Source organism: Pseudomonas sp. Root71 (genome assembly GCF_001429045.1).
In the GTDB taxonomy this organism is placed as follows: Bacteria; Pseudomonadota; Gammaproteobacteria; order Pseudomonadales; family Pseudomonadaceae; genus Aquipseudomonas; species Aquipseudomonas monachiensis.
On sequence record NZ_LMHY01000003.1, the window covers coordinates 120,771 to 144,656 of the forward strand.

Here is a 23,886-nt window from a genome sequence, read left to right on the forward strand (position 1 = left end):
ATGTCCTGGTTATAGCCGCCGGCTTGTTGTGGTCGTGCATGGCGACGGCACAGCAGGCCTTTCCAACCCCGGAAAAGGCCGCCGAAGCCTTCGTCGAGGCACTGGGCACGGAGCACTCCGACCAGGTACGCCTGACCGAGCTGCTAGGCAGCGACTGGCACAGCTACATCCCCCGCGAAGGCGTGCAGCGCGAAGATGTGGATGCATTTTTGCAGCAATACCGCGAGCAACACCACATTGAAAACACCAGCGACCGCAAGGCCATCCTGGCGGTTGGCAGCAACAACTGGACACTGCCCATCCCCATGACCAAAGCCGCGGACGGTTGGCGCTTCGACATGAAGGCCGGCAGTGCCGAGATCCGTGCACGTCAAATCGGCCGCAATGAACTTGCCGCGGTGCAATCGGTGCTGGCCTATCACGATGCCCAGATGGACTATGCGTCAGTGGATCGGGACCATGACGGCGCACTCGAGTATGCGCAGAAAATCTTCAGCACCCCCGGCCAGCACGACGGACTCTATTGGGCCGAAGACGACAGCGACCAGATCAGCCCGTTGGGGCCATCGTTCGGCAAAGCCATTGCCGATGAAGAGTGGCACGGCTACCGCTTCCGCATCCTTAATGGCCAGGGTCCTTCGGCACCTGGCGGCGCCTACAGTTACCTCATCGGTGACAAGATGAGCCGGGGCTTTGCGCTGATCGCCTGGCCGGTGAAGTACAACGACACCGGCGTGATGAGTTTCATGATCAGTCATGAAGGCCAGGTGTTCGAGAAAGACCTGGGGCCCGAGAGTGAAAAACTGGCTCTGGCGATGAAGCGCTTTGATCCGGATGACAGCTGGAAAGAGGTGGCTGAGGACCAGGAGTAGCAGGCGCGACCTGCTGCAAGCCTTCAGAACGGCTCAAGGCAGTTATCTGATCGACAGGACGAATCGGTCTTCGCCCCCGGTGTTGTCGTTACAGGAGGGTTGCTCAAGCTTGAATCCGCACCGATCCAGAACTTTTCTGGAACCGGCATTCTCCCTGAAAGCATACGCAACCAGTTGCACCAGTCCCCAGCGCATCCGTGCCTCCTGGATCAGGTGTCTCAACGCCAGTGTTGCCAGCCCCTGGCCGCATGCGCGCTGATCAATCCGATAGCCCACCTGCGCAGAACCCGTCGATGAATCGATGCTTTTCAGATTGGCTCGACCGACGATTCTCTGACTGCAATCCTCGATGACAAAGGGGTGCCAGGCGCCGATGGCAAAATCGGACAAATAGCTTTCGATATGATCGGCGACACCCTGCAACGAGTAAAAAGCAGGATCGCGCGCATCGATATGGGATTCGAACCATTCACGGTTGTGGATTTCGAAAGCCAGCAACGCTTGAGCGTCAGTCATTTTCAGCTCGCGTACGCTAAACGATTCCATTCACCACCTCTCCTTTGTCTTGTGCCGAATTGGCTCGAGTCTATCCCATACCTGAACATCCTGGCCGGACCGAGCCTTACCTTCTCAGTCAGAGCGGCTTGCACAAAACATATGGAGAATCGTATATTCGAATAACCATATGTATCGAGCCACGCCAATGCTCAATCCTGCCGCCGTATTCAAATGCCTGTCCGACGAAACCCGCGCCCGGGCCACCTTGCTCATCACCCGTGAAGGCGAGTTATGCGTGTGTGAGCTGGTCTGCGCCCTGGACGACAGCCAGCCCAAGATTTCCCGCCATCTTGCCCAGCTTCGCGGCTGCGGCCTGCTTCTCGACCGCCGCCAGGGACAGTGGGTGTATTACCGACTGAACCCCGAACTGCCCGCGTGGGTTCGCGACGTTCTCGAGACAACCTTGCTGGCAAACGCCGACTGGCTTGCGAACGACAGTACTCGCCTTGCCGCGATGGGCGACCGTCCGCTCAACACTTCCGCCTGCTGCTAACCCTTCATTCATCGAGACTGTGCATGTTTACTGCGTTTACCATTTTCCTGCTCACCATGGTGTTAGTCATCTGGCAACCCAAGGGCCTGGGCGTCGGCTGGAGCGCCTCCCTGGGGGCCGTCCTGGCCCTGCTGGCAGGCGTCGTGACGCTGGGCGATATCCCACTGGTGTGGGGCATTGTCTGGAACGCCACCGCGACCTTCATCTCGCTCATCATCATCAGTCTGCTGCTCGATGAGGCCGGGTTTTTCCAGTGGGCGGCACTGCATGTGGCGCGCTGGGCCAAGGGTGACGGGCGGCGCCTGTTCGTCTTCACGATACTGCTGGGGGCCGGCGTATCCGCCCTGTTTGCCAACGACGGTGCCGCCCTGATCCTGACCCCAATCGTCGTTTCAATACTGCTCGCACTGCGCTTTTCGCCAGCCTCTACCCTGGCGTTCGTCATGGCGGCCGGTTTCATTGCCGACACGGCGAGCTTGCCCCTGGTGGTGTCCAACCTCGTCAACATCGTTTCGGCCGACTACTTCAACCTGGGCTTCAGCGAATACGCCGCCATCATGGTGCCGGTCAACTTCGTTGCCGTGGCGACCACGCTCGTGGTGCTGTACTGGTTTTTCCGGCGTGACATTCCCAGGCATTACGCGCTCGATGACGTGATGGATCCGCGACGCGCCGTGCGTGATCCCCTGACCTTCCGCGTCGGCTGGCTTGTCCTGGCGCTGCTGCTGATCGGGCTGTTTGCCCTGGAACCCTTGGGCATTCCCATCAGCGCCATCTCAGCGGTCTGTGCCGCGATGCTGTTCGCCGTGGCGGCGCGTGGGCATGTGATTTCAACGCGACGGGTACTGCGTGAAGCGCCCTGGCAGGTCGTGATCTTTTCACTGGGCATGTACCTGGTAGTGTACGGGCTGAAAAACGCCGGACTGACCACCTACATGACCATGGCCCTGAACTACTTGGCCGAATTCGGTATCTGGGGCGCCGCGCTCGGCACTGGCCTGCTCACGGCCTTGCTGTCATCGGGCATGAACAACATGCCCACGGTGCTGGTGGGTGCCCTGTCGATCCAGGCCAGCGACGCCACCGGTGTGGTGCGCGAGGCCATGATCTACGCCAATGTCATCGGTTCCGACCTGGGCCCCAAGATCACCCCTATCGGCAGCCTGGCCACCCTGCTCTGGCTGCATGTCCTGGAGCGCAAGGGCATCCGCATTACCTGGGGTTACTACTTCAAGGTCGGCGTGGTCCTGACCCTGCCGATCCTGTTCATCACCTTGTCTGCCCTGGCCCTGCGCCTGAGCGTCTAGCCCTGTGCGACTGCAAAGAGGAATCACCATGCGCGTTCTGTTTATGTGTACCGCCAATAGCTGTCGCAGCATCCTGTCCGAAGCCATGTTCAACCATCTCGCCCCCGAAGGTTTTGAGGCGGTCAGTGCCGGCAGCTTCCCCAAGGGCCAGGTGTTGCCCCGCAGCCTGAGCACGTTGCAAGAGGCCGGCATCGCCATCGACGGTTTGAGCAGCAAAGGCAATGAGGCGTTCGAAGCCAACCCGCCGGACATCGTCATCACGGTCTGCGACAAGGCCGCCGGTGAGGCGTGCCCCGTGTACTTCGGGCCGGCGCTGAAAGCTCATTGGGGCCTGGAAGACCCATCGGACATCAAGGGCGATGAAGCGACGGTATCGGCGGCGTTCCACTCAACCCTGGCGCACATCGAAACGCGTTGCCGGGCATTGCTCGACCTGCCTTTTGCACAACTTGACCGCGATGCGCTGAAGCGGGAACTCGACCGCATCGGCACGCTTTGACCGGAGCCCCCATGACCCATCCCCTGCCCAATCTCGACACGTCACTGACCCAGCCCATCGCCGGACGCGACGACCAGCACAAGCCACGCATCCTGCTGCTGTACGGCTCGACTCGTGCACGGTCGTTCAGTCGCCTGCTGGTCGAGGAAGCGGCCCGGTTGCTCGAACACTTCGGCGCCGAGACTCGGATCTTCAACCCATCAGGCCTGCCGCTTCCGGACGACGCGCCCTCCGATCACCCGAAAGTCCAGGAACTGCTCGAACTGATGCAATGGTCCGAAGGCCAGGTCTGGTGTTCGCCAGAGCGCCACGGCTCCATGTCTGCAGTGTTCAAGGCGCAAATCGACTGGGTGCCGTTGGCGTTGGGCGCCGTTCGCCCGACCCAGGGGAAAACCCTCGCGGTCATGCAGGTCTGCGGCGGTTCCCAGTCCTTCAATGTGGTGAATCAGCTTCGTGTGCTGGGCCGCTGGATGCGCATGTTCACCATCCCCAATCAATCTTCCGTGCCAAAGGCTTTTCTGGAGTTTGACGACGCCAATCGCATGAAACCCTCGTCGTTGTACGACAGGGTGGTGGACGTCATGGAGGAACTGGTGAAATTTACCCTGCTGCTACGGGATCGCCCCGATCTGGTAGACCGCTACTCGGAACGCAAAGAGTCCGCAGAGGAACTGACTCAGCGCGTGAATCAGCGGTCGATCTGACTGTAGAAATGTTCCCCCAGGTCCGATAACCGAAAAAAGTCGCAAACCCCACGACGTTTCAGGGCTTGCGACTCTTTACTGCTATGCCTGCGGTGTTCATTGCCGAACGTGCAGGCTTAGTTCTCTACCTCGACCGCGTCGAAATCCGGCTCGTCCGGGGCATCCGGGGCGTCCGCCATATCTTCCCTGGCGTCCTTCGCCACGGCCTTGGCGGCCTCTCTGGCTGCCTTCGCCTCGGCTTTGGCGGTGTCCCTCGCGGCATCCGCGGTAGCCCGGGCAGCATCCCTGGCGGCATCTGCGTCGGCCTTGGCCGCGTCCCTCGCTGCATCTGCAGCGGCACGGGCAGCGTCCCTGGCGGCGTCTGCGTCTTCGTCCGCCAAGCCAGCAGCTTTTGCGGCATCCCGGGCTGCATCAGCTTCAGCCCTGGCGGCGTCCCGGGCGGCATCCGCAGTCGCTTTTGCCGCATCACGGGCTGCATCCGCAGTCGCTCTGGCCGCGTCACGGGCTGCCTTGGCATCAGCCTTGGCAGCGTCCCGGGCTGCATCGGCGGCATCGTTGTCTGCATCGTGATCAGCGTCGTCAGCGTCGTTGTCATGGGCATTGCCCGGGCCTTTGTTCCCGGCTACACCACCATGGTCAGCGTCGCCGCGCCCCGGACCTCCATGACCGTCACCGTCATGGCCGGCAGCGCCATGATCGCCACCCTTGGCTCCATCACCGCCAGCACCGTGACCGCCTCCACCGTCACCACCTCCATCACCGCCGTGGCCACCACCTCCAGCGCCGCCACCGCCACCGCCACCGTGACCTCCACCGCCTCCACCGCTGCCGCCATCCTTGGCATACACGCTGGAGAAACTACCGATGTAGTCGGGCACCAGGACAGTCGATGCCGACAGGACTCCACCGATGGCCAGAGCCAATAAACATTTCTTGAGCAGCATGATGCACCTCCGCATGGAGTTGCGTACTCATCTCCGTATCGAACGCAATGTCCAGTGAGTTCCCGGCCGCCCATTGGAGCAGCCGGCCAACCGGCACGGCCATCAATCTGCAGCATTATCGAGCTGCTGCGGTATCCGCACGATCCCTGAAAGCCAGCTGGCATCGTTGCGTGGGAAACATTCCCACATTTTTTTTGGATAAGTACTTTCAGCCCGAGTTCAAAAAAACAGCTTCAGGGACTGACGCATGGGTTGAGCAACCACTTCAACCCGACTCATTGGAGCATCGCCATGCCGCAAACTGATATGATTATTTTCAGATATCTTGCATATAGAATTTTATTGTGTCATTTATAGCCTCGCCGATCACAGGACTGATCCACCGCGCCAACCCGGATGGCGGGCACCCGTTCCCCCAAATGCCCTCCAGGAGTCAACAATATGAACAAGACAGAACTTCTAGGTGCTCTGGCGCTATGCGCCTTCAGTTTCCTGGCACATGCCGACGAAGACAGCCTGCGTATCGGTATCGAAGCCGCCTACCCGCCCTTCTCCTTCAAGACACCCGAAGGCAACGTCAGCGGGTTCGACTACGACATCGGCAACGCCTTGTGCGAAGAAATGAAGGTCAAGTGCGAGTGGGTCATTCAGGAGTTCGACGGCATGATCCCGTCGCTCAAAGTGCGCAAGATCGATGCCGTGCTGTCGTCGATGTCGATCACCGAAGACCGGATGAAGTCCGTGGACTTCAGCAAAAAGTACTACCACACGCCGGGCAAGTTCGCGATGAAGGCCGGCAACGTGATCAATGACCCCCTGATCGACCTCAAGGGCAAGAAAGTCGGCGTGCAACGCTCCTCGACTTACGATCGCTTTGCCACCGAGCAACTGGAAAAAGCCGGCGTCGTCGTGGTGCGCTACGGCTCACAAAATGAAGCCTTCCTCGATCTCGCCTCGGGTCGTCTGGACGCCACCCTCGCCGACATCGTCAACACCGATGAGAGCTTCATCAAGACACCCGCCGGCCAGGGCTTCGCACTCACGGGGCCCGACATCAACGACCCGAAGTATTTTGGCCGGGGCGCCGGGATCGCCGTGCGCAAGGGCGACAGTGCCAACGTTGCGCGCCTGAGTGCCGCGATTGACGCCATTCGCGCCAATGGCAAGTACCAGCAAGTGATGACCAGGTACTTCGCGTTCGATATCTACGGCGAGTAGGCCTTACCCCTGCCCCACTGACCCCAGCCCCGGCGCCGGCCCTGCGCAGGCACCTGTCGGGGCTTGTCTTGCGCGCCTCGCGGCGCTCGCTTGAGGAACTTCATCATGCTTCACGGCTACGGATCGAGCATTCTCGATGGCGCCTGGCTGACCATAAACCTGGCCCTGACGTCCATGTCCATGGCGATTGCCCTGGGCCTGATCGGCGCGGCCTTTCGCTTGTCACCGCTCAAATGGCTGGCCCTGCTCGGGGAAAGCTACACCACCCTGATTCGCGGCATTCCAGACCTGGTGCTGATCCTGCTGATCTTCTACGGCGGCCAGGATCTGGTGAACCGCATTGCCCTGGCGCTCGGTTACACCCGCTATATCGACATCAACCCCTTTATTGCCGGCGTCTGCACCATGGGCTTCATTTTTGGCGCCTACCTCTCGGAAACCTTTCGTGGCGCCTTCATGGCGATCCCCAAGGGTCAGGCCGAGGCTGGCGTGGCCTATGGCATGGGCGGTGCGCAGGTGTTCTGGCGAATCCTGGTGCCGCAGATGATTCGCTTCGCCATCCCCGGGTTCACCAACAATTGGCTGGTGCTGACCAAATCCACTGCGCTGATCTCCGTGATCGGCTTGCAGGACATGATGTTCAAAGCCAAGAACGCAGCGGATGCCACACACGAGCCATTTACGTTTTTCCTCGCGGTGGCAGCGCTGTACCTGATGCTCACCAGCCTGTCCTTGCTGGTGCTGCGCTATCTGGAAAAACACTACTCGGTCGGCATCAAAGCCGCCGAATTGTGAGGGGGAGCCACCCATGATTCTCGACTACAACCTGATCTGGGAAAACCTGCCGCTGTACTTCAATGGCGCCTTGTTGACCCTCAAAGTCCTGCTCATTTCCCTGGCGCTGGGTCTGGTATTGGCGATGCCACTGGCGCTGATGCGAGTGTCGCGATCGCCGCTGATCAACTTCCCGGCCTGGCTCTATACCTACGTGATTCGCGGTACGCCGATGCTCGTGCAATTGTTCCTGATCTACTACGGCCTGGCGCAGTTCGAAGCGGTGCGCCAAAGCGTGCTCTGGCCTTACCTGTCCAGCGCCACCTTTTGCGCCTGCCTGGCCTTCGCGATCAACACCAGCGCCTATAGCGCCGAGCTGCTGGCCGGCAGTCTGAAAGCCACCCACCCTGGCGAGATCGAAGCCGCCAGGGCCATGGGCATGTCACGCCTGACCCTGTATCGCCGCATTCTCATGCCATCGGCCTTGCGCCGGGCATTGCCGCAATACAGCAACGAAGTGCTGATGATGCTGCAAACCACCAGCCTGGCCTCCATCGTCACCCTCGTCGATATCACCGGGGCCGCGCGCACGGTCAGCTCACGCTTCTATCTACCGTTCGAGGAGTTCATCACCGCCGGCCTCATCTACCTCGCACTGACCTTCATCCTGGTGCGCCTGTTCAAGCTGGCCGAGCGCCGCTGGCTGGCGTACCTGGCACCGCGCAAGCACTAAGGAGCTGCTATGGAGCACATTCAATACCTGTTGCCGTGGAGTGCCTCGGGCACCGAGCGAACGCTGTCACTGTTTCGTTTTGGCAGCGGACCGCGCAAGGCCTACATCCAGGCGTCACTGCATGCCGACGAATTGCCGGGGATGCGCGTTGCCGTCGAGCTCAAGCGCCGTCTTCTGGAACTGGAAACCCAAGGCCGCCTGAGCGGGGTGATCGAGTTGGTGCCCATGGCCAATCCGATCGGTATCGCCCAGATGTTCCAGGCCACCCATCAGGGGCGCTTCGAGTTCTCCAGCGGCAAGAATTTCAATCGCGACTTCCCGGTGTTGGTCGATGCCATTGCGCCGCTGCTGGAAGGCCGATTGGGCGACGATGCCGATGCCAACATCGCACTCATCCGCCGCGCCATGATCGATGCCCTGGCCGCCATGCCCGCACCGACCTCGGAACTCGACGGCCTGCGCCGCCTGTTGCTGCAGCATGCCTGTGACGCCGATGTGGTGCTGGACCTGCACTGCGATTTCGAATCGATCATGTTGATGTATGCGATGCCACAAATCTGGCCACGCTTGCAATCACTGGCCGCTCGCCTCGGCGCGGGGGTCACGTTATTGGCCGAAGATGCGGGCGGCAGTGCCTTCGACGAAGCCTGCGCCATTGCATGGTTACGCCTGGCCGAGCTGTTTCCCGAAGCCAATATTCCCCTGGCGTGTGCGGCCACCACCATCGAATTGCGGGGCATGGCAGACACCGAACGCGAGCAATGCCTCGACAGTGCCCAAGCCATTCTCGGGTATCTCGCCGAACAAGGCCTGATCAGCGGTGAATGGCCAGCGGCACCGCCGAGCCATTGCCAGGCCATGCCATTCGCCGGCGCGCAGTACGCCTGTGCGCCCCACCCGGGTGTGGTGAGTTTTCTGCAACCGCTGGGCGCCCGGGTCAAGGTCGGCGATCCGCTATTCGAAGTCATCGACCCGCTGACCGACCGCCATAGCGTGGTGAGCGCCAGCACCGACGGCATTCTCTATGCCCGCGAACGGCTGCGCTTTGCCCAGCCAGGATTGTGGCTGGCCAAGGTTGCAGGCGTTACCCCCATTCGCCAGGGTCGCTTGCTCAGCGACTGACTCCAGAGAGTTCAAACCATGTACAAACTTGAAGTTCGAGACCTGCATAAAAGCTACGGCGCGCATCAGGTGCTCAAGGGCGTTTCCCTGCAGGCACAGGCCGGTGACGTGATCAGCATCATCGGTTCCAGCGGCTCTGGCAAAAGTACGTTCCTGCGCTGCATCAACCTGCTGGAGCAACCCAATGCGGGCAATATCGTACTCAATGGCGAACCGCTCAAGCTGGTGGCCAACAAGCTCGGCGGACTGAAGGCGGCCGAACCCAAACAGTTGCAACGCATGCGTTCGCAACTATCGATGGTGTTTCAGCACTTCAACCTGTGGTCACATATGAGCGCTCTGGAAAACGTCATGGAAGCGCCAGTGCATGTGCTGGGCCTGGGCAAGAAAGAGGCACGGGAAAAGGCCGAGCACTACCTGGACAAAGTCGGTGTGGCGCACCGCATGAACGCCTGGCCGGCGCATATGTCCGGTGGCGAGCAGCAGCGCGTGGCCATTGCCCGCGCATTGGCGATGGAACCGCAAGTGATGCTGTTCGATGAGCCGACGTCGGCCCTCGACCCCGAACTGGTCGGCGAAGTGCTTAAAGTCATGCAGGATCTGGCCCAGGAAGGCCGCACCATGGTGGTGGTGACTCACGAAATGGGCTTTGCCCGCGAGGTTTCGAACCAACTGGTGTTCCTGCACAAGGGCATGGTCGAAGAGCGCGGCGACCCGCGTGAAGTGCTGGTCAACCCGCAGTCCGAACGCCTCCGGCAGTTTCTGGCCGGGAGCCTGAAGTAACGCCGCCCCCCACCCATGCACTGCTCGGCGCTGCCCAGACAAGGTTGGCTTCGGATACACTCCGGCCAACCTTGTCAGGGCATCAGGCACAGCCCTTCTCTCACCTTCAGGAAATGTTGAGCCGGATATGCCCACCCCATCGAAAGACACCACTGTCTATGCCGCGCCGGTCATGCGCAAACTGACGGAAATCGTTTCCGATCTGCCGCCGTCACTGCGCAAGGTCGCGGACTTTATCCTGCGTCACCCGCTCAAGGCCGCGACGCTGACCATCGAGGAGATGGCGCACGAAACATTGACCTCACCCGCCGCCGTCAACCGTCTGGCCAAAGCCCTGGACCTCGGTGGCTACAGCGGCATGAAGGCCGAGCTGGTCGCAACGTTGCAGCAGATGGTGTCGCCGGTCGACAAGCTGCGCAACGAACTTGCCCATCGCCCCGGCGGCGCGTTTGGCCTGCATGAACAACTGCAGAGCGCCAGCAGCAACCTGGCCACTGCGGCGAGCAACAACCACGCCGACACCTTCGAAGCATTCGTCACTCGCCTGATCAAAGCGCGCAAAATCTACATCCTGGGCTTTGGCAACAGTGTCTACTTCGCCGGCCTCGCCGCGTCGACCCTGATGCCCTTCTGTGCGGACGCCACTGCCATCAGCATGGAGGGCGGCAACGAAAACGCCGCTTACCGTCTGGCCGCGATCACCGACCAGGACGTGCTGCTGGCGATCGCCCTGCCGCGCTACTCCCTCGACACCCTGCAACTGGCACGCTTCGCCAATGAACGCGGCGCATCGGTGCTGGCAATTACCGACTCACCCGCCTCGCCGCTCACCGGCATTGCCCAGCACACGCTGTTTGCGCCTTGCGATCACCCGGTGCTGACCAGTTCCAACATCGCCGTACTGGCCTTGATCGAAGGCTTGGTCGCCGGCGTGATGGCGCGCAATAAAGAAGCGGTCAAACTGGCAACCGAACTGACTGAAAGCGTGATGTCGTACCTGCACATCCCTGCCAGCGGCAAACCTGCGAAAAAGTGAGTACCTGGCGCCACTGGCAGCATCAGGCCAGGGGCTTGACGAACATCAAACTGCACTGCGCATTGGTCAACACCTGCTCAGCAGTGCTGCCCAGGAACATGTCGCCCCCGCGGTGATGATACGCAGTGCCCAAGACCAACAAGTCAAAAGCATTGTGTTGCGCAAATTGCCTGATCACTTTGTGGGGTAGACCGGTCAGAAGATGCCGTCGTTCTTCTTCTATGCCATAACGATCGGCAAGCGCCTCGAAGGCCTCCTCCTGGGCATCGATGACCGCTTCTTTCAAGCTACCGCCCAGGCTCAATGTCGGTACGCTCATTTTCGTATCGCCTACCACCGCCCAGCTGTTGACACTAAGCACATGCAAGGCGGCACCCGATGACGCCGCCAGTGTCGAGGCTACGTCGACAATCCGGTCGTTCAGCCCTTGGCTCAGCTCCTCCAGATGAGACAAATCCATGGCGGCGAGAATCTTCAAGGGTGTGGAGTTCTTGCCCTCGGCCACCAGGTGCAGGTGGGCAGGACAATCACGCAGTAACAGCAAGTCCACGGGCTGGTGGAACGCACGGCCGAGTGCCGATACATAGTGGAAGTCCTTGATGACCAGATCCGGATGGAAGTCATTCACATACTCAAGCACATGAGCCGGGCTCGATTTGCTCCAGACCACTTCCGTGGTCACCTGCAGTCCCACGCACTTTTGAATTCGGCCTTGCTGCTCCAGCCATTGGCGATGCACTTGCAAATAGCCTTCTCGTGCCTGGGCCATCGCTTGATGGTCAAACAAACCGGCCAACGCCAGCGCCGGGACATAATCGAACGCCACGATGTGCAAACATGCGCCCGTTGCACAGGCCAATGCATGAGCTCGCTCAAATGCCGGAGTACGGACCATTTCCGCGGGTGCGATCAACAAGATTCGCTTAAGTTTAAGCATCATATACCTCGTACTTGCAGCACCTCACGGTCACGACTGCAATCCCGGCTCCTGTCGGACTGCATGCCATCTTTCAATACTTGCCGGGTGCTTTATCGGCGGACTCCAGGCGGGCATCGACTTCCTGCGCGTGTCCTGTTGATCGAGTATCTGGCGTGAGAACCTGTACTCCTCTGACATTTGTCAAACATGAGTGCGCTTTCCTTTGGCGCACAGATAACTTGCCATCGACAGAAGGATTGTTGATAAAGCTCAAAGCTTTTTTGTTGCGCTGGTGTAGAACACACTATGCGGGCACTCACGGTCCGTCGTGGACAACCAGTCAGAACGAGGTACTGCCATGCTGGCAGTTACATTGATCAATACGTTGGTGGTCATCATAGTCGTCGTCATTCACTACGAATGCCTGTTGCGTCTGAACGACTGGCTTCCCCGACTCAACCTTTGGAGTCGTTTCAGAATTGTGGTGGGCGTGTTCGGTGCCCTGGTGGCCCATGCACTCGAGGTCTGGTGTTTTGCGCTGGTTTATTACCTGATGGTCCACTCTGAAAAGTGGGGCAGTTTGCAGGGAAATTTCGACGGTTCACTGATGGACTGCGTGTACTTTTCCTTCACCACTTACACGACAATCGGTTTTGGCGATATCTCGCCGGTGGGCAATCTCAAATACCTGACGGGGCTGCAAGCGCTGACGGGGCTTGTTCTGATTACCTGGACGGCTTCGTTTCTGTTTCTCGAAATGCAGAAATACTGGAAAAGCAGCAGATAAATCGCCTTGAGCAGCAGGTCGCCCTTGAGTATCACCCGCAGTACAAAAGTGATTCCCAATTACTCATTCAGTCGCGCCAATGTCCGAGAAAAATCAGCCTCGGCCCCCATGGAGTCTAAGCTCTACGCATCAATACCGGACATACCAGAACATGTCTGAAATCAAACTGTCGGCCGTCCATTCTCTCAAGACGGCCTGTTCAAACTGTAGCGTAATGGAGCTATGCCTGCCCCTTGGCCTGACCGGTCAGGAGGTCGCGCGCCTGGACAGACTGATCGTTCAAAGGGTCAAGGTTAAAAAAGGCGCCACACTCTACCGGGCCGGCGACCCGCTGCGTTCGCTGTTTGCCGTTCGTATTGGTTCATTCAAGACCAGTGTGCTTTCAATCGATGGTCGCGAGCAGACCACCGGATTCCATATGCCCGGTGAGATGCTCGGCCTGGACGCTATCAGTAACGAGTTGCACGCTTGCAGTGCTTTTGCCCTGGAGGACAGTGAAGTCTGTCCTGTCCACTTCTCTCAACTGGAGAAACTCGCCCAGGAATTGCCTTCACTGCAGCACAGCCTGAACAAAATCCTCAGCCGTGAAATCGTGCGTGATCATGACATGTTGATGATGCTGGGCAACATGAACTCGGATGAGCGCCTGGCGGCGTTCCTGCTGAATCTGTCCCAGCGCTTGAGCTTGCGAGGTTATTCATCGAGCAACTTTGTGCTGAAAATGCGCCGTGAGGAAATTGGTTCTTACCTGGGCCTGCGACTGGAAACCATTTGCCGGGGGATTGCACATCTGCGCGATCAAGGACTGGTGGAGGTGTCCGGTCGAGACGTCAGGATTCATGATATGGAAGGGCTTAAACAGCTGATTGCAGGCTGTAATCGCCCTCCCCTGTGCTAGGTGCTGCCAATCGGCGCTTGACGAACATGAGGCTCACTGCCTGACAGCCAGAATGCTACCTGGTACAGAGTACAGCGCCCGTTCCGTGTTACTGCCAATCAACTGGTCGATTCCGACCCGATGCACAGTGCCCATCACCACTACATCCGCCAGATACGCCTCGACAAACTCTCGAATGGCCGGCACCGGCGGGCCCATGACGAAATGCCGACGCTCCGGTGGCACGTTGTAGCGATCCGCCAGATTGACAAACGCCAGGTGCAAGGACGAACGCAGATCCTCGATGAAGTCCCCGGCCCATCCACCACTGACCAGCGGTGCATCACCATTGAAAGCCGGCGACAAGTCATAGGCGTAAAGCAGATGCAAGGGGGCATCACATTGCAGGGCCAACGCATTGGCGGTCTGGATGATGGTGTCGTTCAGGCCGCTGATTTGCGTTGAAGGATCGAACGGATCCACTGCCGCTACAACACGGTGCGGCAAGCCGTAGCGGGTCTGGTTCACCAGGAGCACGGGGATCGGGCATTCGCGCAGCAGGTGGCAATCGAGCGGGGTGATGAATACTCGCTTGAGCACTGGCTCCAGAGTCACATCCTTGATCAACAGATCGGGATCGAGGTCGGCGACAGTCTTCAGAATGTCCAGCAACGGGTGGGTCGTGAAAACCACCTCGACCGTCACTTGCAGCCCCTGGTCGCTCAACCGTTCAACTTCATCGGCCACCCAACGGCGATAGCGCCGCAAATAACGTTGCTGCCCTGCATCGTCGGTTTTCTCCTCCCACAAATGCACCATCGGCACCGGCTCGACAAAAGCCCGCACGTCGAGTGCGGCACCGCTGGCCCTGGCCAGTGCGACGGCACGCAACGTGGCAGGGGACTGGTGCAGGGTTTGATCGGCGATCAGCAGTAAACGTTGATATTGCCCCATCACACACCTCGGCTCAGCTCCGGTCTTGAAGTACCGGCAATGCTCAAGACTGCGTCCGAACCCTCACCCCCTGCTTGATTTTAATCAAACACAAGCGAATGAACACCGCCATGACAGGTTCCTGATCCAGATCAGATAAAAGCACGGCCACCGGCGTAAAAAAGACCTGAGCCGCACGCTTGCATCAATCCAGATGGACTCGGTGGACGCCTCCAGCAATGCGCCGATGCGCGAACTGGCCCGATACCTGGGTTTCGACACACACACAATGATCCGGATGACAGTCGGCAGGTCATTCACCGGCTTTACCTGAAAAAAATCCCCCCGCGAGAGTCTGGCCAACAGCTTGTCGCGGGGCGAATGATCTTCAGGACTGCAGCATCCTGCCCGGTTTGATTGCCAGCACGCTGCAAGGTGCCCGATGCAGGAGTTGCTCAGCGGTACTTCCCGGCAGCTTGCTCAACCCGTTGTGCTGCACGGTCCCCATCACAATGACGTCCGTGTGGTGCCCGGTGGCAAATTCGCAAATACTCGGGATCGGCGCACCTTCAATGAAATGGCGACACGCCGGTGGCACCCCGTGGCGCTCGGCCAAAGCTGAAAACGCTTCGCGCTCAGCCGTTCCCAGGGCTTCATAAATCCCGGTGGCCAGAGGCAACGCGCCAAAGCCCATATCCTGGACATACGCGGCCGTCCAGTCATACACGTGCGCCAGCTCAAGCCGGGCCTCGCAGACTGACGCCAGTTTCTTCGCGGCAGCGACAATCCGATCGTTGAACACCAGGTCCTGCTCTTCGCTGCGCAATACATCGACGATGACCAAAATGTTGTGCGGCTGCGGGTTGCGGTCGTCAGTCACCAGATGCACCGGCACCGGACAATCGCGCAGCAATTGCCAGTCCAGCGCCGAGAAGAACACCCGTTTCAAGGCAGACTCCTGTTGAGCACCCTTGATGATCAGCGCCAAGGGCATCTCGCTGACAAAATGCACGATCTCTGCATAAGGAGCCTGTACCCACGCGACCTCACTGGTGACCTTCACGCCGTGCATGCTCAACCTTTCAGCTTGCTGCACAAGCCACTGTCGATGGGCTTGAAGGTAGCCCTCCCTGGCCGCGCTTATTTGTTCGGGGGCGAACAGACCGGCTACCGCCAGGGCCTGAAAATAATCGAATGCCACGATATGCAGGGGCAATTGCATGGCGCGAGCCAACGCGCCGGCGCGATCGAATGCCGGTGTCTGGGTCATGGTCGGGGGGGCGATCAACAGTACATGCTGAGCATTGGACATAGGACACCTCGGTACCCGGGTATATGGACAGGCGTGGTCGGTATCGTCACTCCACGAGGTCGAAACGAACCTCCTGTTCCCGGGCCGGGACAGTTCGACAGCTTGCCGCCGAGCGGACAGTCACTGGCCAGACATGAGGTGCCTCGATACGTGCCTTGAGTTGGCCGACAAAGCTACTGGCAGCTTCCTGGCTATTGAAATTGACTTCCAGGGCATCCAGGTGCACGACCCAGCAATGGGGAACCCGTTGCTCGGTAATATCAATGTTCATCGTCAACCTCCGTTAAAGCTGGAGACATGCTTTAACTTCAAAGTGTAATTGCGACCTTCATGACCCTGCTCTCGAGACTGCACCGGGCTGGCAGGCGAAGGTTTGACAATGGTCAACAAATCCGTGTTTGGACCTGCCGTGCCCACCGCACGTCGGGAGCGTATTCCGGTCAAGCGACTGCTTGATAAAGATCAAACTCATCTCTGTGCGTCGTCTCAAGATCCAGGCAAGGTGTTCCTGCCTGAATGCAGCCTCTCAAATGAGCAGACGCAATCGCCACGGGAGATTTGTCATGTCCGAGCCATCAAGATTCATGCTGGTCGTCTCACCGCTCATGAAAAACAGCCCGGCCTTCGACCGGGCTGCCGCCCTGGCCAAGGCCTCGGGAGCTGCACTGCACATCGTTGCGTTTGATTACCTGGAAGGCCTGGTGACCGCGGGTCTGGTGAACGAGCAGGCGCGCGAAGAAATCCGTTTGGGCTATGTCGAACGCCACCAGCAATGGCTCGAAGAACAGGCCCGGCCGTTACGCAAGATCGGCATGCACGTCACGACCGAAGTGGTCTGGGTCAATAACCCGTTGCAGGAAATCCTGATTCATCTTGAAGAGGCCAAAATGGCTGTTCTGATCAAGGAACTGGAACACGAGTCGCTGCTGTCGCGGCTGATGTTCACCCCCCTCGATATTCATCTGCTACGCGAGTGCCCGGTGCCTCTGCATTTTGTCAGCCAGATGCATCACGCACTGCCGCGCAGGATCGTTGCCGCCGTCGACCCTTTCCATCGTGATGGCCAGTACGAAGGTTTCAACGACAGGATTTTGCGCGAAGCGTCGAAACTGGCGAGCACCTGCAACGCCCAACTCGATGTCGTCTATGCCCATGACCTGTCTTCGATCAGTGCCGACGAATTTGGCTTTAGCAATGGCTCGGCGTTTTTCTCTTCAAGCAAAGCCAAGACCCTGTTCGACATGCAGGGCGAGGCCTTCGGCGAGTTGGCCGAGCGCAACGGCATCCCGCCGCAGAACCAGCACATGATCATGGGCGACCCGGCCAGGGTGCTGTGCAGCTTCGCCGATGCCTATGACATCGACGTGATTGTCATGGGCCGCGTGGGGCATCGCGCGATGGAGCGTTTGATCGGCAGTACCGTGGAACACCTGCTTTACAAAATGCCGTGCAGCATCTGGGTGGTTTCCCCCGAAGAACTCGAGGGATGACACCCCGGGAAATAAAGGCGATGGGAGAACGAGTATTAAGTGCGCCGCCCCGGCACGACCCTCAGGCTAGAGTCTGGCTTGCGCACTCAGCGCCGCAACGCCCCTGGTCTTGCGGAAGAAAACACCGTAGACAATCGACAGCACCAGCAGGAACGGCACGCCGAACACCAGGGTCATCTTGAAGGCTTCAGTGAAGTAGGTCGTGATCATCACGGCCCCCATCAGCACCAGCCCCAGCAATGTGCTGTAGGGAAACAGGCGCATGCGGAACGACAGTTTGCGGTTGCCGTTGCGTTCGTGAAAACGACGGAAACAGAAGTGTGTGAGGAAGATCATGAACCAGGTAAAGATCGCGCCGAACATCGAGATCGCCATCATCAAGGTGAACGAACTTTCCGGGTACAGGATGTTGAGCAAGGTCGCCAGGGCGATACCCGAGCTGGAGAGCAACAGCGCGTTCAGCGGGATCCCGGTCTTGCTCAATACCCCCATGGATTTTGGCGCGTAGCCGGCGCGGGACAGGCTGAACATCATGCGCGTGGTGATGTACAACTGGCTGTTCATCGCTGACAACGCCGCGATCAGGATCACGAAATTCATCACGCCGGTGGCGCCGGGAATGCCGATGGCTTGCATCACCGTGACGAACGGACTCTGGGCATGGCCAGCCTGGACCCAAGGCACGATCGCCAGCATCAACGCCAGGGTCAGCAGGTAGAACACCACCAGGCGCACGATAGTCCCGCGGAAGGCTTTCTTCACCGCTTGTTCCGGGTCTTTTGCCTCACCGGCCGCCACCGCGATCATCTCCACGCTCAGGTAGCTGAAGATCGACACGATCACCGCGATCCACATCCCTTGCAGACCATTGGGGAAAAAGCCGCCGTGAGCCGTGTAATTGTGCACGCCGTATTGCGGATTGCCGGAACCGAACACCACGTACACCGCCAGGATGATGAAACCGACAATCGCGCCGATCTTGATGGTCGAGAACCAGTACTCGAAGGTGCCGAAGGTCTTCACGCTGATGGCATTGAGCACGATCAGCACGCTGGAGAACGAGACGATCCATATCCACTCCGGCACGTTGGCGAACCAGTACTTCATGTACATCGCCACCGCCGTCACTTCCGTGCCCACCGCCAGCACAATCGCCGCCCAGTAGGCATAGCGCACCAGGAACCCGGCCAGCGGGCTGACATAAAATTCGGCGTAGGCACCGAACGAACCCGAGGTCGAATGGGCCACGGTCATTTCCGCCAGGCAGCCCATCAGCAGCAAGGTGATGATTGCGCCGATGGCATAGCTGAGCAATACGCTCGGCCCGGCATAGCCGATGGCATAGGCGCTGCCCATGAACAGCCCGGTGCCGATTGCACCGCCAATGGCGATCATGCTCATTTGCCCCGACGTCAACTGACGCCGCAGGCCGTGTTCACGCTTGGATATCGTTTCGAAACCGGAGTTATCGGTCATTTTTATGTCCTCTGGATTTTGTCTTTCTTGAAGAGCACGTCGTGGGTTTAACAGTGGGGATCAGCCACGCACAGCAGGACACGGATCAGAAAATACTCAGTGGATACTCGATGATCACCCGGACTTCGTTGTTGTCCGTGGTATCGGCGCGGGCGACCTGCGCGGTGGAACGCACACTGGCCTGACGCACGCGGATTGAAAGGTCCCGGGCCTTGCCCGACTGCACGACATAGCGCGCCTCGATGTCGCGCTCCCAGCGCTTGCCGTCATCGCCGTATCGTCCGTAGGCGCCATTGGGGCCACCGTCATAATGGCTGTCATCGATGTGGTCACCACTGACGTAGCGGGACATGAAGCTCAGGCCCGGCACGCCGAAAGGCGCCATGTCCAGGTCATAACGCAGTTGCCAGGAGCGTTCGTTGGGGGCGTTGAAGTCGAGGACCTGAATCGAGTTGGCGAGGAAAATCGAGGTACCCGGTTGCTGATCGAACCCCAGGTAATCGAACGGCTCGTCGCCATCGACCCGCTGGTACGCCAAGGTCAACCGATGGGCACCGAACCTGTACGCGGTGGACAGCGACCAGGTGGTGTTGTCGATCCTGCCGGCCAGGCTCTGGCCGCTGTCGTTGGTGCGGTAGATGTTGAAATCCAGGTTCAGCGACTGCCCCTCACCAAGGGCATGGGTGTAGTTGGCGTTGCCGTAGTACTGGCGCCAGATGTCGGTGAACTGCGAACCGTAGAGGCTGACACTCAGTTGATCGCTCAGGGCGTAGCTGCCGCCCAGATAATCGACACTGCGGGTTTCCACGCCGGCGTACAGCGCTTTGAGCGCGCCATTGGCATTGGTCGAATTACTGTCGTTGCCGGCGGTGAAATGACCGATGTCCAGTTGCAACGCCTTGAGTTCATTGCTGGTCAGTTGAAAGCCGGTGGCACTGCTGGTGAACAGTCGCGCATTGCCGGTGCCGAACACCGGGTTGAGCGGGGTCAGGTTGCCGTACTTGAGTTCGGTCCGGGAAATCCGCGCCTTCACCGCGCCACCCGCTTCGGAGTACTCATCCTCGGGGCGACCATCGGCATCGACCGGCAGCAAACCCGTACCCGTGCGTCCCTTGCCACTGTCGAGTTTGAGGCCCAACTGCGCGTAGGCATCGACCCCGAAACCCACCGTTCCCTGGGTGTAGCCGGAGCGGTAATCGAGCATGATCCCGTGGGCCCACTCATCCCGATAGTTCTGCCCGCCCGGGTTGTTGAGGTTATTGCGGTAGAAATAGAAGTTACGGTTAGTCAGGGTCAGGCTGCTGTCTTCGACAAATCCGTTGTCGGAGGCGGCACAGGCCATTTGGCCAAGGCAACTGGAGATGGCGAGCGGCAAGGCGGGCCAGAGGGACAGTTTCATTCTGCGTGCTCCTTATTATTGTGATTGCAGAACTGGTTATTGCCGGCGGCCGAAGCCCTGCCGCAGAGAAAATCCTGCGGCAGGAATCGGATGTCGGAGGGTTCAGGTCACGCTGTGGCGAACCTGGAATTGCGCTTGTGACCAAGTGTTCCGGTCGAGGATCTCGCCGAGGATTTGTACCGCGTCCCAGACTTCGGTGAAGGTCGTGTACAGCGGGGTGAAACCGAAACGCATGATGCGCGGTTCACGGTAGTCACCAATCACGCCCCGCTCGATCAGGGCCTGGATCACCGCATAACCTTGCGGATGTTCGAAGCTGACGTGGCTGCCGCGCCTGGCGTGCTCACGGGGTGTGATCAACTTCAGTTCGTGGGCCGCGCAACGCTGCTCGACCAATTCGATGAACAGGTCCGTCAGGGCCAGGGATTTGCGGCGCAAGCTGGCCATGTCGGTCTGGGCGAACACATCCAGGCCGCACTCGACCATCGCCAATGAGGTAATCGGCTGGGTGCCGCACAGGTAGCGGGCGATACCGCTGCTCGGCTCGTAATGCGACTCCATGGCGAACTGCCGTGAATGGCCGAACCAGCCGGACAACGGCTGCGGCACCAGATCGCACAACGGCGGCGAAACCCAGACAAAGGCCTGGGAGCCCGGCCCGCCATTGAGGTACTTGTAGGTGCAGCCGATGGCGTAGTCGGCACCCGCCTGGTGCAGATCAACCGGCACCGCGCCAGCGGAATGGGCCAGGTCCCAGATGGCCAGCGCACCACATTCGTGGGTCAGCGCGGTCAGGGCCTGCATGTCGTGCATATAGCCGGTCTTGTAATTGACGTGGGTGAGCATGACCACCGCCGTGTCCTGGTCAATCGCATGCGGCAACGCTTCAGGACTGTCGACCAGGCGCAGGGTGTAACCCTGTTGCAGCATCTGCGCGAGGCCTTCGGCGATGTACAGGTCGGTGGGGAAGTTGCTCGATTCGCTGACGATCACTCGCCGCTGCGGCGACCTGGTGGCCTGTACGCGCAAGGCAGCGCTCAGCACTTTGAACAGGTTGATCGAGGTGGTATCGGTCACCACCACTTCACCCTCCCCCGCGCCGATCAGACCCGCCAGGCGATTGCCCAAACGCTCGGATAGCTCGCGCCAGCCGGCGCTGTTCCAGCTGCGAATCAAGCCATTGCCCCATTCCTCGGCGACCACCGCTTGCGCCCGCGCCAATGCAGCGACCGGCCGCGCGCCCAGGGAGTTGCCATCGAGATAAATAACGCCCTCGGGGAGCGCAAACTGCTGGCGCAGGGGTGCCAGAGCGTCCTGGGCATCAAGCGCCAGGCAACTGTTTCTTGTCGTCATCGAGTGTCCTGTTTTTTGTTATGCGACGCCATCCGGGCAGGTTGCATCAGCCGGTTCAGGCGCCCTGAATAAAGGCGATTCGCCTGATATTGATCAGTAAACACTCGAAATCTGTGGGAGCGAGCTTGCTCGCGATGGGGGCTTAATGTTCAACATCAATGTTGACTGACCCGACGCAATCGTCGGATCGCCGCCCGGAGCAAGCTCGCTCCCACAAGGACTGCAGTGTTCAAACGCCTAACTGACCGGCACCAGGCAATTCACTTGCCTTTCGGTGGAGAGATAATGAACGAACCTTTGAAGAATTTTCGTGCAAAGTAACCGACCATGTAGTAATTATTTCGCAGAATATTCGAATCTAAAGCCAATAAACGCGGATTTATTCAAACCATGAATCTCGACTCGACAGACCTGCGGATCCTGCATCAATTGCAACAGGATGGCCGTATCAGCAATCAGGAACTGGCAGAGAAAGTCGCCCTGTCACCCTCGGCTTGCCTGCGACGTTTACGCCTGCTGGAAAGCGAGGGAATCATCACCGGCTATCGCGCGGTGCTGAATGCCGAGCGGCTGGGCATTGAGCTGGAAGCGATCGTCCATGTGTCGTTGCGACAGGACGTGGAGGACTGGCACGAGACCTTCATCAAGAAGGTTCAGCAGTGGCCGGAGGTGGTCACCGCGTATGTCATCACCGGGGCGAGCAACTATGTGTTGCGGGTCCAGGCCCGCAACCTCAAGCACTTCTCGGATTTCATCGTCAATCACCTCAACCGCACCGCCGGCGTCACCGACATACGTTCGGAAATCGTCCTGCAAAAAATCAAGGAGCGCGAGCAGTTGCTTGATCTGGTGTTACGCAAGTAAGGCCGGGGCGGCCCGTCAAAGTCCCTGCTGGCGTCGGGCTTCGTTGCGTTGCAAGGTCATGCTCGGGGTTTCGTCGAACAGCTTGCGGTACTCGGTGGAAAAACGCCCCAGGTGCATGAAGCCCCAGCCCATGGCGATCCCGGAAATACTACGCACCGTGCCGTGCTCGAGGATCTCCTGGCGCACGGCGTTCAAGCGATACTTTTTCAGGTAGGCCATCGGCGACAGGGCGAAGTATTTCTTGAACGCGTCGAACAACTTGAAGCGCGAAACGCCGGCCGCGGCTTCGATGTCCTCCAGATGCAACGCTTCCCGGGCGTTGTCGTGGATGTATTGCCGGGCCCTGACCAGGTAGTGCGGCAACTTCACACCCAGCGCGTCCCGCAGTTCCTGCGAATAGTTGTTCGGCTGGGCGAGGATCAAGCCCTTGATCAGCGAGCTTTCAATGTCCCGGGTGAAGGCCACCTGCTCGAAGAGTTCACTGCTGCGCTCCATCTCGTCGATGAAATAGCGCGCCATGCGCCACCACGACGCCGACGGCCCATCGATCGCATCCATCACCGGCTCGAAGCGCAGCGGCGCATCCAGGGGCCGTTGCAACATCCCCTCCAGCGCCTCGCTCATCGCCACTCGGGTAATCACCACCTGGACCTTGCGACAGTCACCGGAAATCGCCAGCAGCTGGTTTTCATTGGGGGAAATGATGACCCCTTGATCGCGGTCCGACCTGACCACGCTGCCATCCTTGCTCAGCTCCTGTTCGCCCACCAGCGGCAAGCTCAGGCTGTAGCTGCGAAAGTGCTCGGCGTCCTCGATATCGATGGTGACATCGGTACCGTATTCGATGGTGCCCAGGGTGGTGGCCATCGACTTGAACATGTTGGCGTTGTGATGAAAGCGGATCCGCTCGGGGTTCGCGCTCACCAGCCGATGGGGTCCGCAGATACCGGACATCCAGCTTCTGGCGGCCTCCAGGTCATCACTGTCGACACGAATGTCGCGAAATTGCGGATCGACGTTGTTGCTCATCAAGGTGCACTCAAGGTTTTTTTTCAGCGCGCTCTGACGGCGCGTATACGGTTTGCAAAGGCAAGTTCCAAGCCACTAGAAGACGGCGCTGACCCAGTGGATAGCAATCGCCAATTAAGTGGATAACACGACTATCAAATCGCATTCGCGGCCTCGCAAAACAGTACCTGATTGCTGCAGACAGGTGCAGCCGTTTATCACTTGGTGCGTGGTTTGGGTAGTTGCTGCCCAGCCCATCACACGCTGTTGTTACCCGGCGCGCGCGCGATCGCCAGCATCGCAGCCTGCGGCAGCTCCTACAATTACACGCGTCCGATGTAGGAGCTGCCGAAGGCTGCGATCTTTTGGGAACCCACCAATTTTACGGACTGCCTTCGCCCACAAAGCGGATAGACCCAGGCACA

25 protein-coding genes and 1 pseudogene are annotated in these 23,886 nt (G+C 59.3%); 16 read left to right on the forward strand and 10 right to left on the reverse strand.

What is annotated here, in order from left to right:
• The first annotated feature begins 38 nt into the window (after positions 1-38).
• Positions 39-872, forward strand: coding sequence for a DUF2950 domain-containing protein (locus ASD95_RS05085; protein WP_056722951.1), 834 nt, complete (start codon positions 39-41; stop codon positions 870-872).
• Between the two features lie 42 nt (positions 873-914).
• On the opposite strand, the gene ASD95_RS05090 is transcribed toward ASD95_RS05085, so the two are convergent.
• Positions 915-1,418: a GNAT family N-acetyltransferase gene (locus ASD95_RS05090; RefSeq protein ID WP_056722952.1), complete on the reverse strand. Its 504-nt coding sequence runs from the start codon at positions 1,416-1,418 to the stop codon at positions 915-917.
• A 157-nt stretch (positions 1,419-1,575) separates the two neighbouring features.
• Between ASD95_RS05090 and ASD95_RS05095 the strand changes: the two genes are divergently transcribed.
• The 4 genes from ASD95_RS05095 to arsH are packed head-to-tail and all read left to right on the forward strand — an operon-like array spanning position 1,576 to position 4,433.
• Complete coding sequence (locus ASD95_RS05095; RefSeq protein WP_056722953.1) at positions 1,576-1,923, forward strand: metalloregulator ArsR/SmtB family transcription factor; 348 nt, start codon at positions 1,576-1,578, stop codon at positions 1,921-1,923.
• 23 nt (positions 1,924-1,946) lie between these two features.
• Positions 1,947-3,230: an arsenic transporter gene (locus ASD95_RS05100; protein ID WP_056722954.1), complete on the forward strand. Its 1,284-nt coding sequence runs from the start codon at positions 1,947-1,949 to the stop codon at positions 3,228-3,230.
• A 28-nt stretch (positions 3,231-3,258) separates the two neighbouring features.
• Positions 3,259-3,729 carry an arsenate reductase ArsC gene (locus ASD95_RS05105; RefSeq protein WP_056722955.1) on the forward strand — a complete coding sequence of 157 codons (471 nt, stop codon included), beginning with the start codon at positions 3,259-3,261 and terminating at the stop codon, positions 3,727-3,729.
• An 11-nt stretch (positions 3,730-3,740) separates the two neighbouring features.
• The gene (arsH, locus tag ASD95_RS05110) at positions 3,741-4,433 is read left to right on the forward strand and encodes an arsenical resistance protein ArsH (protein ID WP_056722956.1); all 693 of its coding nucleotides are present in this window, start codon (positions 3,741-3,743) and stop codon (positions 4,431-4,433) included.
• Between the two features lie 116 nt (positions 4,434-4,549).
• On the opposite strand, the gene ASD95_RS29325 is transcribed toward arsH, so the two are convergent.
• Positions 4,550-5,377, reverse strand: coding sequence for a hypothetical protein (locus ASD95_RS29325; protein WP_056722958.1), 828 nt, complete (start codon positions 5,375-5,377; stop codon positions 4,550-4,552).
• A gap of 441 nt (positions 5,378-5,818) precedes the next feature.
• Here ASD95_RS29325 and ASD95_RS05120 point away from each other — a divergent pair, with 441 nt between their 5' ends.
• The 6 genes from ASD95_RS05120 to ASD95_RS05145 all read left to right on the forward strand — a co-directional run bounded on the left by ASD95_RS05120 (position 5,819) and on the right by ASD95_RS05145 (position 11,043).
• On the forward strand, positions 5,819-6,595 hold the full coding sequence (locus ASD95_RS05120) for an ABC transporter substrate-binding protein (RefSeq protein WP_056722964.1): 777 nt from the start codon (positions 5,819-5,821) through the stop codon (positions 6,593-6,595).
• Between the two features lie 105 nt (positions 6,596-6,700).
• Positions 6,701-7,390 (forward strand): ABC transporter permease, encoded by a 690-nt coding sequence (locus ASD95_RS05125; protein ID WP_046040455.1) that lies wholly within the window; start codon positions 6,701-6,703, stop codon positions 7,388-7,390.
• A gap of 13 nt (positions 7,391-7,403) precedes the next feature.
• Positions 7,404-8,102 carry an ABC transporter permease gene (locus ASD95_RS05130; RefSeq protein ID WP_056722966.1) on the forward strand — a complete coding sequence of 233 codons (699 nt, stop codon included), beginning with the start codon at positions 7,404-7,406 and terminating at the stop codon, positions 8,100-8,102.
• 9 nt (positions 8,103-8,111) lie between these two features.
• Positions 8,112-9,224, forward strand: a complete 1,113-nt coding sequence (locus ASD95_RS05135) for a succinylglutamate desuccinylase/aspartoacylase family protein (RefSeq protein WP_056722968.1) — start codon at positions 8,112-8,114, stop codon at positions 9,222-9,224.
• A gap of 18 nt (positions 9,225-9,242) precedes the next feature.
• On the forward strand, positions 9,243-10,007 hold the full coding sequence (locus ASD95_RS05140) for an ABC transporter ATP-binding protein (protein WP_056722970.1): 765 nt from the start codon (positions 9,243-9,245) through the stop codon (positions 10,005-10,007).
• 127 nt (positions 10,008-10,134) lie between these two features.
• Entirely contained in the window at positions 10,135-11,043 is a 909-nt protein-coding gene (locus ASD95_RS05145; RefSeq protein WP_046040448.1) for a MurR/RpiR family transcriptional regulator, read from the forward strand.
• Positions 11,044-11,065: 22 nt separating this feature from the next.
• On the opposite strand, the gene ASD95_RS05150 is transcribed toward ASD95_RS05145, so the two are convergent.
• Entirely contained in the window at positions 11,066-11,980 is a 915-nt protein-coding gene (locus ASD95_RS05150) for a universal stress protein (RefSeq protein WP_056722974.1), read from the reverse strand.
• 340 nt (positions 11,981-12,320) lie between these two features.
• Between ASD95_RS05150 and ASD95_RS05155 the strand changes: the two genes are divergently transcribed.
• Entirely contained in the window at positions 12,321-12,749 is a 429-nt protein-coding gene (locus tag ASD95_RS05155) for a potassium channel family protein (RefSeq protein WP_056722975.1), read from the forward strand.
• A gap of 151 nt (positions 12,750-12,900) precedes the next feature.
• Positions 12,901-13,647, forward strand: a complete 747-nt coding sequence (gene fnr / locus ASD95_RS05160; RefSeq protein WP_056722977.1) for a fumarate/nitrate reduction transcriptional regulator Fnr — start codon at positions 12,901-12,903, stop codon at positions 13,645-13,647.
• A 33-nt stretch (positions 13,648-13,680) separates the two neighbouring features.
• Here fnr and ASD95_RS05165 read toward each other — a convergent pair whose 3' ends face one another.
• Positions 13,681-14,580 (reverse strand): universal stress protein, encoded by a 900-nt coding sequence (locus ASD95_RS05165; RefSeq protein ID WP_056722979.1) that lies wholly within the window; start codon positions 14,578-14,580, stop codon positions 13,681-13,683.
• A 190-nt stretch (positions 14,581-14,770) separates the two neighbouring features.
• Between ASD95_RS05165 and ASD95_RS29575 the strand changes: the two are divergent.
• A pseudogene (locus tag ASD95_RS29575) lies at positions 14,771-14,892 on the forward strand (GNAT family N-acetyltransferase); the annotation flags it as partial.
• A 55-nt stretch (positions 14,893-14,947) separates the two neighbouring features.
• Here the strand turns inward: ASD95_RS29575 and ASD95_RS05170 are convergent.
• Both ASD95_RS05170 and ASD95_RS05175 read right to left on the reverse strand, forming a co-directional pair.
• Entirely contained in the window at positions 14,948-15,871 is a 924-nt protein-coding gene (locus ASD95_RS05170; protein ID WP_056722981.1) for a universal stress protein, read from the reverse strand.
• Positions 15,872-15,917: 46 nt separating this feature from the next.
• Complete coding sequence (locus tag ASD95_RS05175) at positions 15,918-16,142, reverse strand: hypothetical protein (protein WP_056722983.1); 225 nt, start codon at positions 16,140-16,142, stop codon at positions 15,918-15,920.
• Positions 16,143-16,434: 292 nt separating this feature from the next.
• Here ASD95_RS05175 and ASD95_RS05180 point away from each other — a divergent pair, with 292 nt between their 5' ends.
• Positions 16,435-17,361, forward strand: coding sequence for a universal stress protein (locus tag ASD95_RS05180; protein ID WP_056722985.1), 927 nt, complete (start codon positions 16,435-16,437; stop codon positions 17,359-17,361).
• A gap of 66 nt (positions 17,362-17,427) precedes the next feature.
• Here the strand turns inward: ASD95_RS05180 and ASD95_RS05185 are convergent, their stop codons facing one another.
• From ASD95_RS05185 to kynU, 3 genes are all read right to left on the reverse strand, one after another.
• Complete coding sequence (locus ASD95_RS05185) at positions 17,428-18,837, reverse strand: amino acid permease (RefSeq protein WP_056722987.1); 1,410 nt, start codon at positions 18,835-18,837, stop codon at positions 17,428-17,430.
• An 85-nt stretch (positions 18,838-18,922) separates the two neighbouring features.
• Positions 18,923-20,236: an OprD family porin gene (locus ASD95_RS05190; RefSeq protein WP_056722989.1), complete on the reverse strand. Its 1,314-nt coding sequence runs from the start codon at positions 20,234-20,236 to the stop codon at positions 18,923-18,925.
• 102 nt (positions 20,237-20,338) lie between these two features.
• Positions 20,339-21,589: a kynureninase gene (gene kynU, locus ASD95_RS05195; RefSeq protein WP_056722991.1), complete on the reverse strand. Its 1,251-nt coding sequence runs from the start codon at positions 21,587-21,589 to the stop codon at positions 20,339-20,341.
• Between the two features lie 390 nt (positions 21,590-21,979).
• On the opposite strand from kynU, the gene ASD95_RS05200 reads away from it, so the two are divergent.
• On the forward strand, positions 21,980-22,453 hold the full coding sequence (locus ASD95_RS05200; RefSeq protein WP_056722993.1) for an Lrp/AsnC family transcriptional regulator: 474 nt from the start codon (positions 21,980-21,982) through the stop codon (positions 22,451-22,453).
• A gap of 15 nt (positions 22,454-22,468) precedes the next feature.
• Here ASD95_RS05200 and ASD95_RS05205 read toward each other — a convergent pair whose 3' ends face one another.
• Positions 22,469-23,482 carry an AraC family transcriptional regulator gene (locus ASD95_RS05205; RefSeq protein WP_056722997.1) on the reverse strand — a complete coding sequence of 338 codons (1,014 nt, stop codon included), beginning with the start codon at positions 23,480-23,482 and terminating at the stop codon, positions 22,469-22,471.
• Between the last annotated feature and the right edge of the window lie 404 nt (positions 23,483-23,886).

What these genes read in the sequence shown, in the direction of transcription:
- ASD95_RS05085 (WP_056722951.1), top strand. Translation starts at nt 39, where the DNA reads ATGGCGACGGCACAGCAGGCCTTTCCAACCCCGGAAAAGGCCGCCGAA.
- ASD95_RS05090 (WP_056722952.1), bottom strand. Translation starts at nt 1,418, where the DNA reads ATGGAATCGTTTAGCGTACGCGAGCTGAAAATGACTGACGCTCAAGCG.
- ASD95_RS05095 (WP_056722953.1), top strand. Translation starts at nt 1,576, where the DNA reads ATGCTCAATCCTGCCGCCGTATTCAAATGCCTGTCCGACGAAACCCGC.
- ASD95_RS05100 (WP_056722954.1), top strand. Translation starts at nt 1,947, where the DNA reads ATGTTTACTGCGTTTACCATTTTCCTGCTCACCATGGTGTTAGTCATC.
- ASD95_RS05105 (WP_056722955.1), top strand. Translation starts at nt 3,259, where the DNA reads ATGCGCGTTCTGTTTATGTGTACCGCCAATAGCTGTCGCAGCATCCTG.
- arsH (WP_056722956.1), top strand. Translation starts at nt 3,741, where the DNA reads ATGACCCATCCCCTGCCCAATCTCGACACGTCACTGACCCAGCCCATC.
- ASD95_RS29325 (WP_056722958.1), bottom strand. Translation starts at nt 5,377, where the DNA reads ATGCTGCTCAAGAAATGTTTATTGGCTCTGGCCATCGGTGGAGTCCTG.
- ASD95_RS05120 (WP_056722964.1), top strand. Translation starts at nt 5,819, where the DNA reads ATGAACAAGACAGAACTTCTAGGTGCTCTGGCGCTATGCGCCTTCAGT.
- ASD95_RS05125 (WP_046040455.1), top strand. Translation starts at nt 6,701, where the DNA reads ATGCTTCACGGCTACGGATCGAGCATTCTCGATGGCGCCTGGCTGACC.
- ASD95_RS05130 (WP_056722966.1), top strand. Translation starts at nt 7,404, where the DNA reads ATGATTCTCGACTACAACCTGATCTGGGAAAACCTGCCGCTGTACTTC.
- ASD95_RS05135 (WP_056722968.1), top strand. Translation starts at nt 8,112, where the DNA reads ATGGAGCACATTCAATACCTGTTGCCGTGGAGTGCCTCGGGCACCGAG.
- ASD95_RS05140 (WP_056722970.1), top strand. Translation starts at nt 9,243, where the DNA reads ATGTACAAACTTGAAGTTCGAGACCTGCATAAAAGCTACGGCGCGCAT.
- ASD95_RS05145 (WP_046040448.1), top strand. Translation starts at nt 10,135, where the DNA reads ATGCCCACCCCATCGAAAGACACCACTGTCTATGCCGCGCCGGTCATG.
- ASD95_RS05150 (WP_056722974.1), bottom strand. Translation starts at nt 11,980, where the DNA reads ATGCTTAAACTTAAGCGAATCTTGTTGATCGCACCCGCGGAAATGGTC.
- ASD95_RS05155 (WP_056722975.1), top strand. Translation starts at nt 12,321, where the DNA reads ATGCTGGCAGTTACATTGATCAATACGTTGGTGGTCATCATAGTCGTC.
- fnr (WP_056722977.1), top strand. Translation starts at nt 12,901, where the DNA reads ATGTCTGAAATCAAACTGTCGGCCGTCCATTCTCTCAAGACGGCCTGT.
- ASD95_RS05165 (WP_056722979.1), bottom strand. Translation starts at nt 14,580, where the DNA reads ATGGGGCAATATCAACGTTTACTGCTGATCGCCGATCAAACCCTGCAC.
- ASD95_RS05170 (WP_056722981.1), bottom strand. Translation starts at nt 15,871, where the DNA reads ATGTCCAATGCTCAGCATGTACTGTTGATCGCCCCCCCGACCATGACC.
- ASD95_RS05175 (WP_056722983.1), bottom strand. Translation starts at nt 16,142, where the DNA reads ATGAACATTGATATTACCGAGCAACGGGTTCCCCATTGCTGGGTCGTG.
- ASD95_RS05180 (WP_056722985.1), top strand. Translation starts at nt 16,435, where the DNA reads ATGTCCGAGCCATCAAGATTCATGCTGGTCGTCTCACCGCTCATGAAA.
- ASD95_RS05185 (WP_056722987.1), bottom strand. Translation starts at nt 18,837, where the DNA reads ATGACCGATAACTCCGGTTTCGAAACGATATCCAAGCGTGAACACGGC.
- ASD95_RS05190 (WP_056722989.1), bottom strand. Translation starts at nt 20,236, where the DNA reads ATGAAACTGTCCCTCTGGCCCGCCTTGCCGCTCGCCATCTCCAGTTGC.
- kynU (WP_056722991.1), bottom strand. Translation starts at nt 21,589, where the DNA reads ATGACGACAAGAAACAGTTGCCTGGCGCTTGATGCCCAGGACGCTCTG.
- ASD95_RS05200 (WP_056722993.1), top strand. Translation starts at nt 21,980, where the DNA reads ATGAATCTCGACTCGACAGACCTGCGGATCCTGCATCAATTGCAACAG.
- ASD95_RS05205 (WP_056722997.1), bottom strand. Translation starts at nt 23,482, where the DNA reads ATGAGCAACAACGTCGATCCGCAATTTCGCGACATTCGTGTCGACAGT.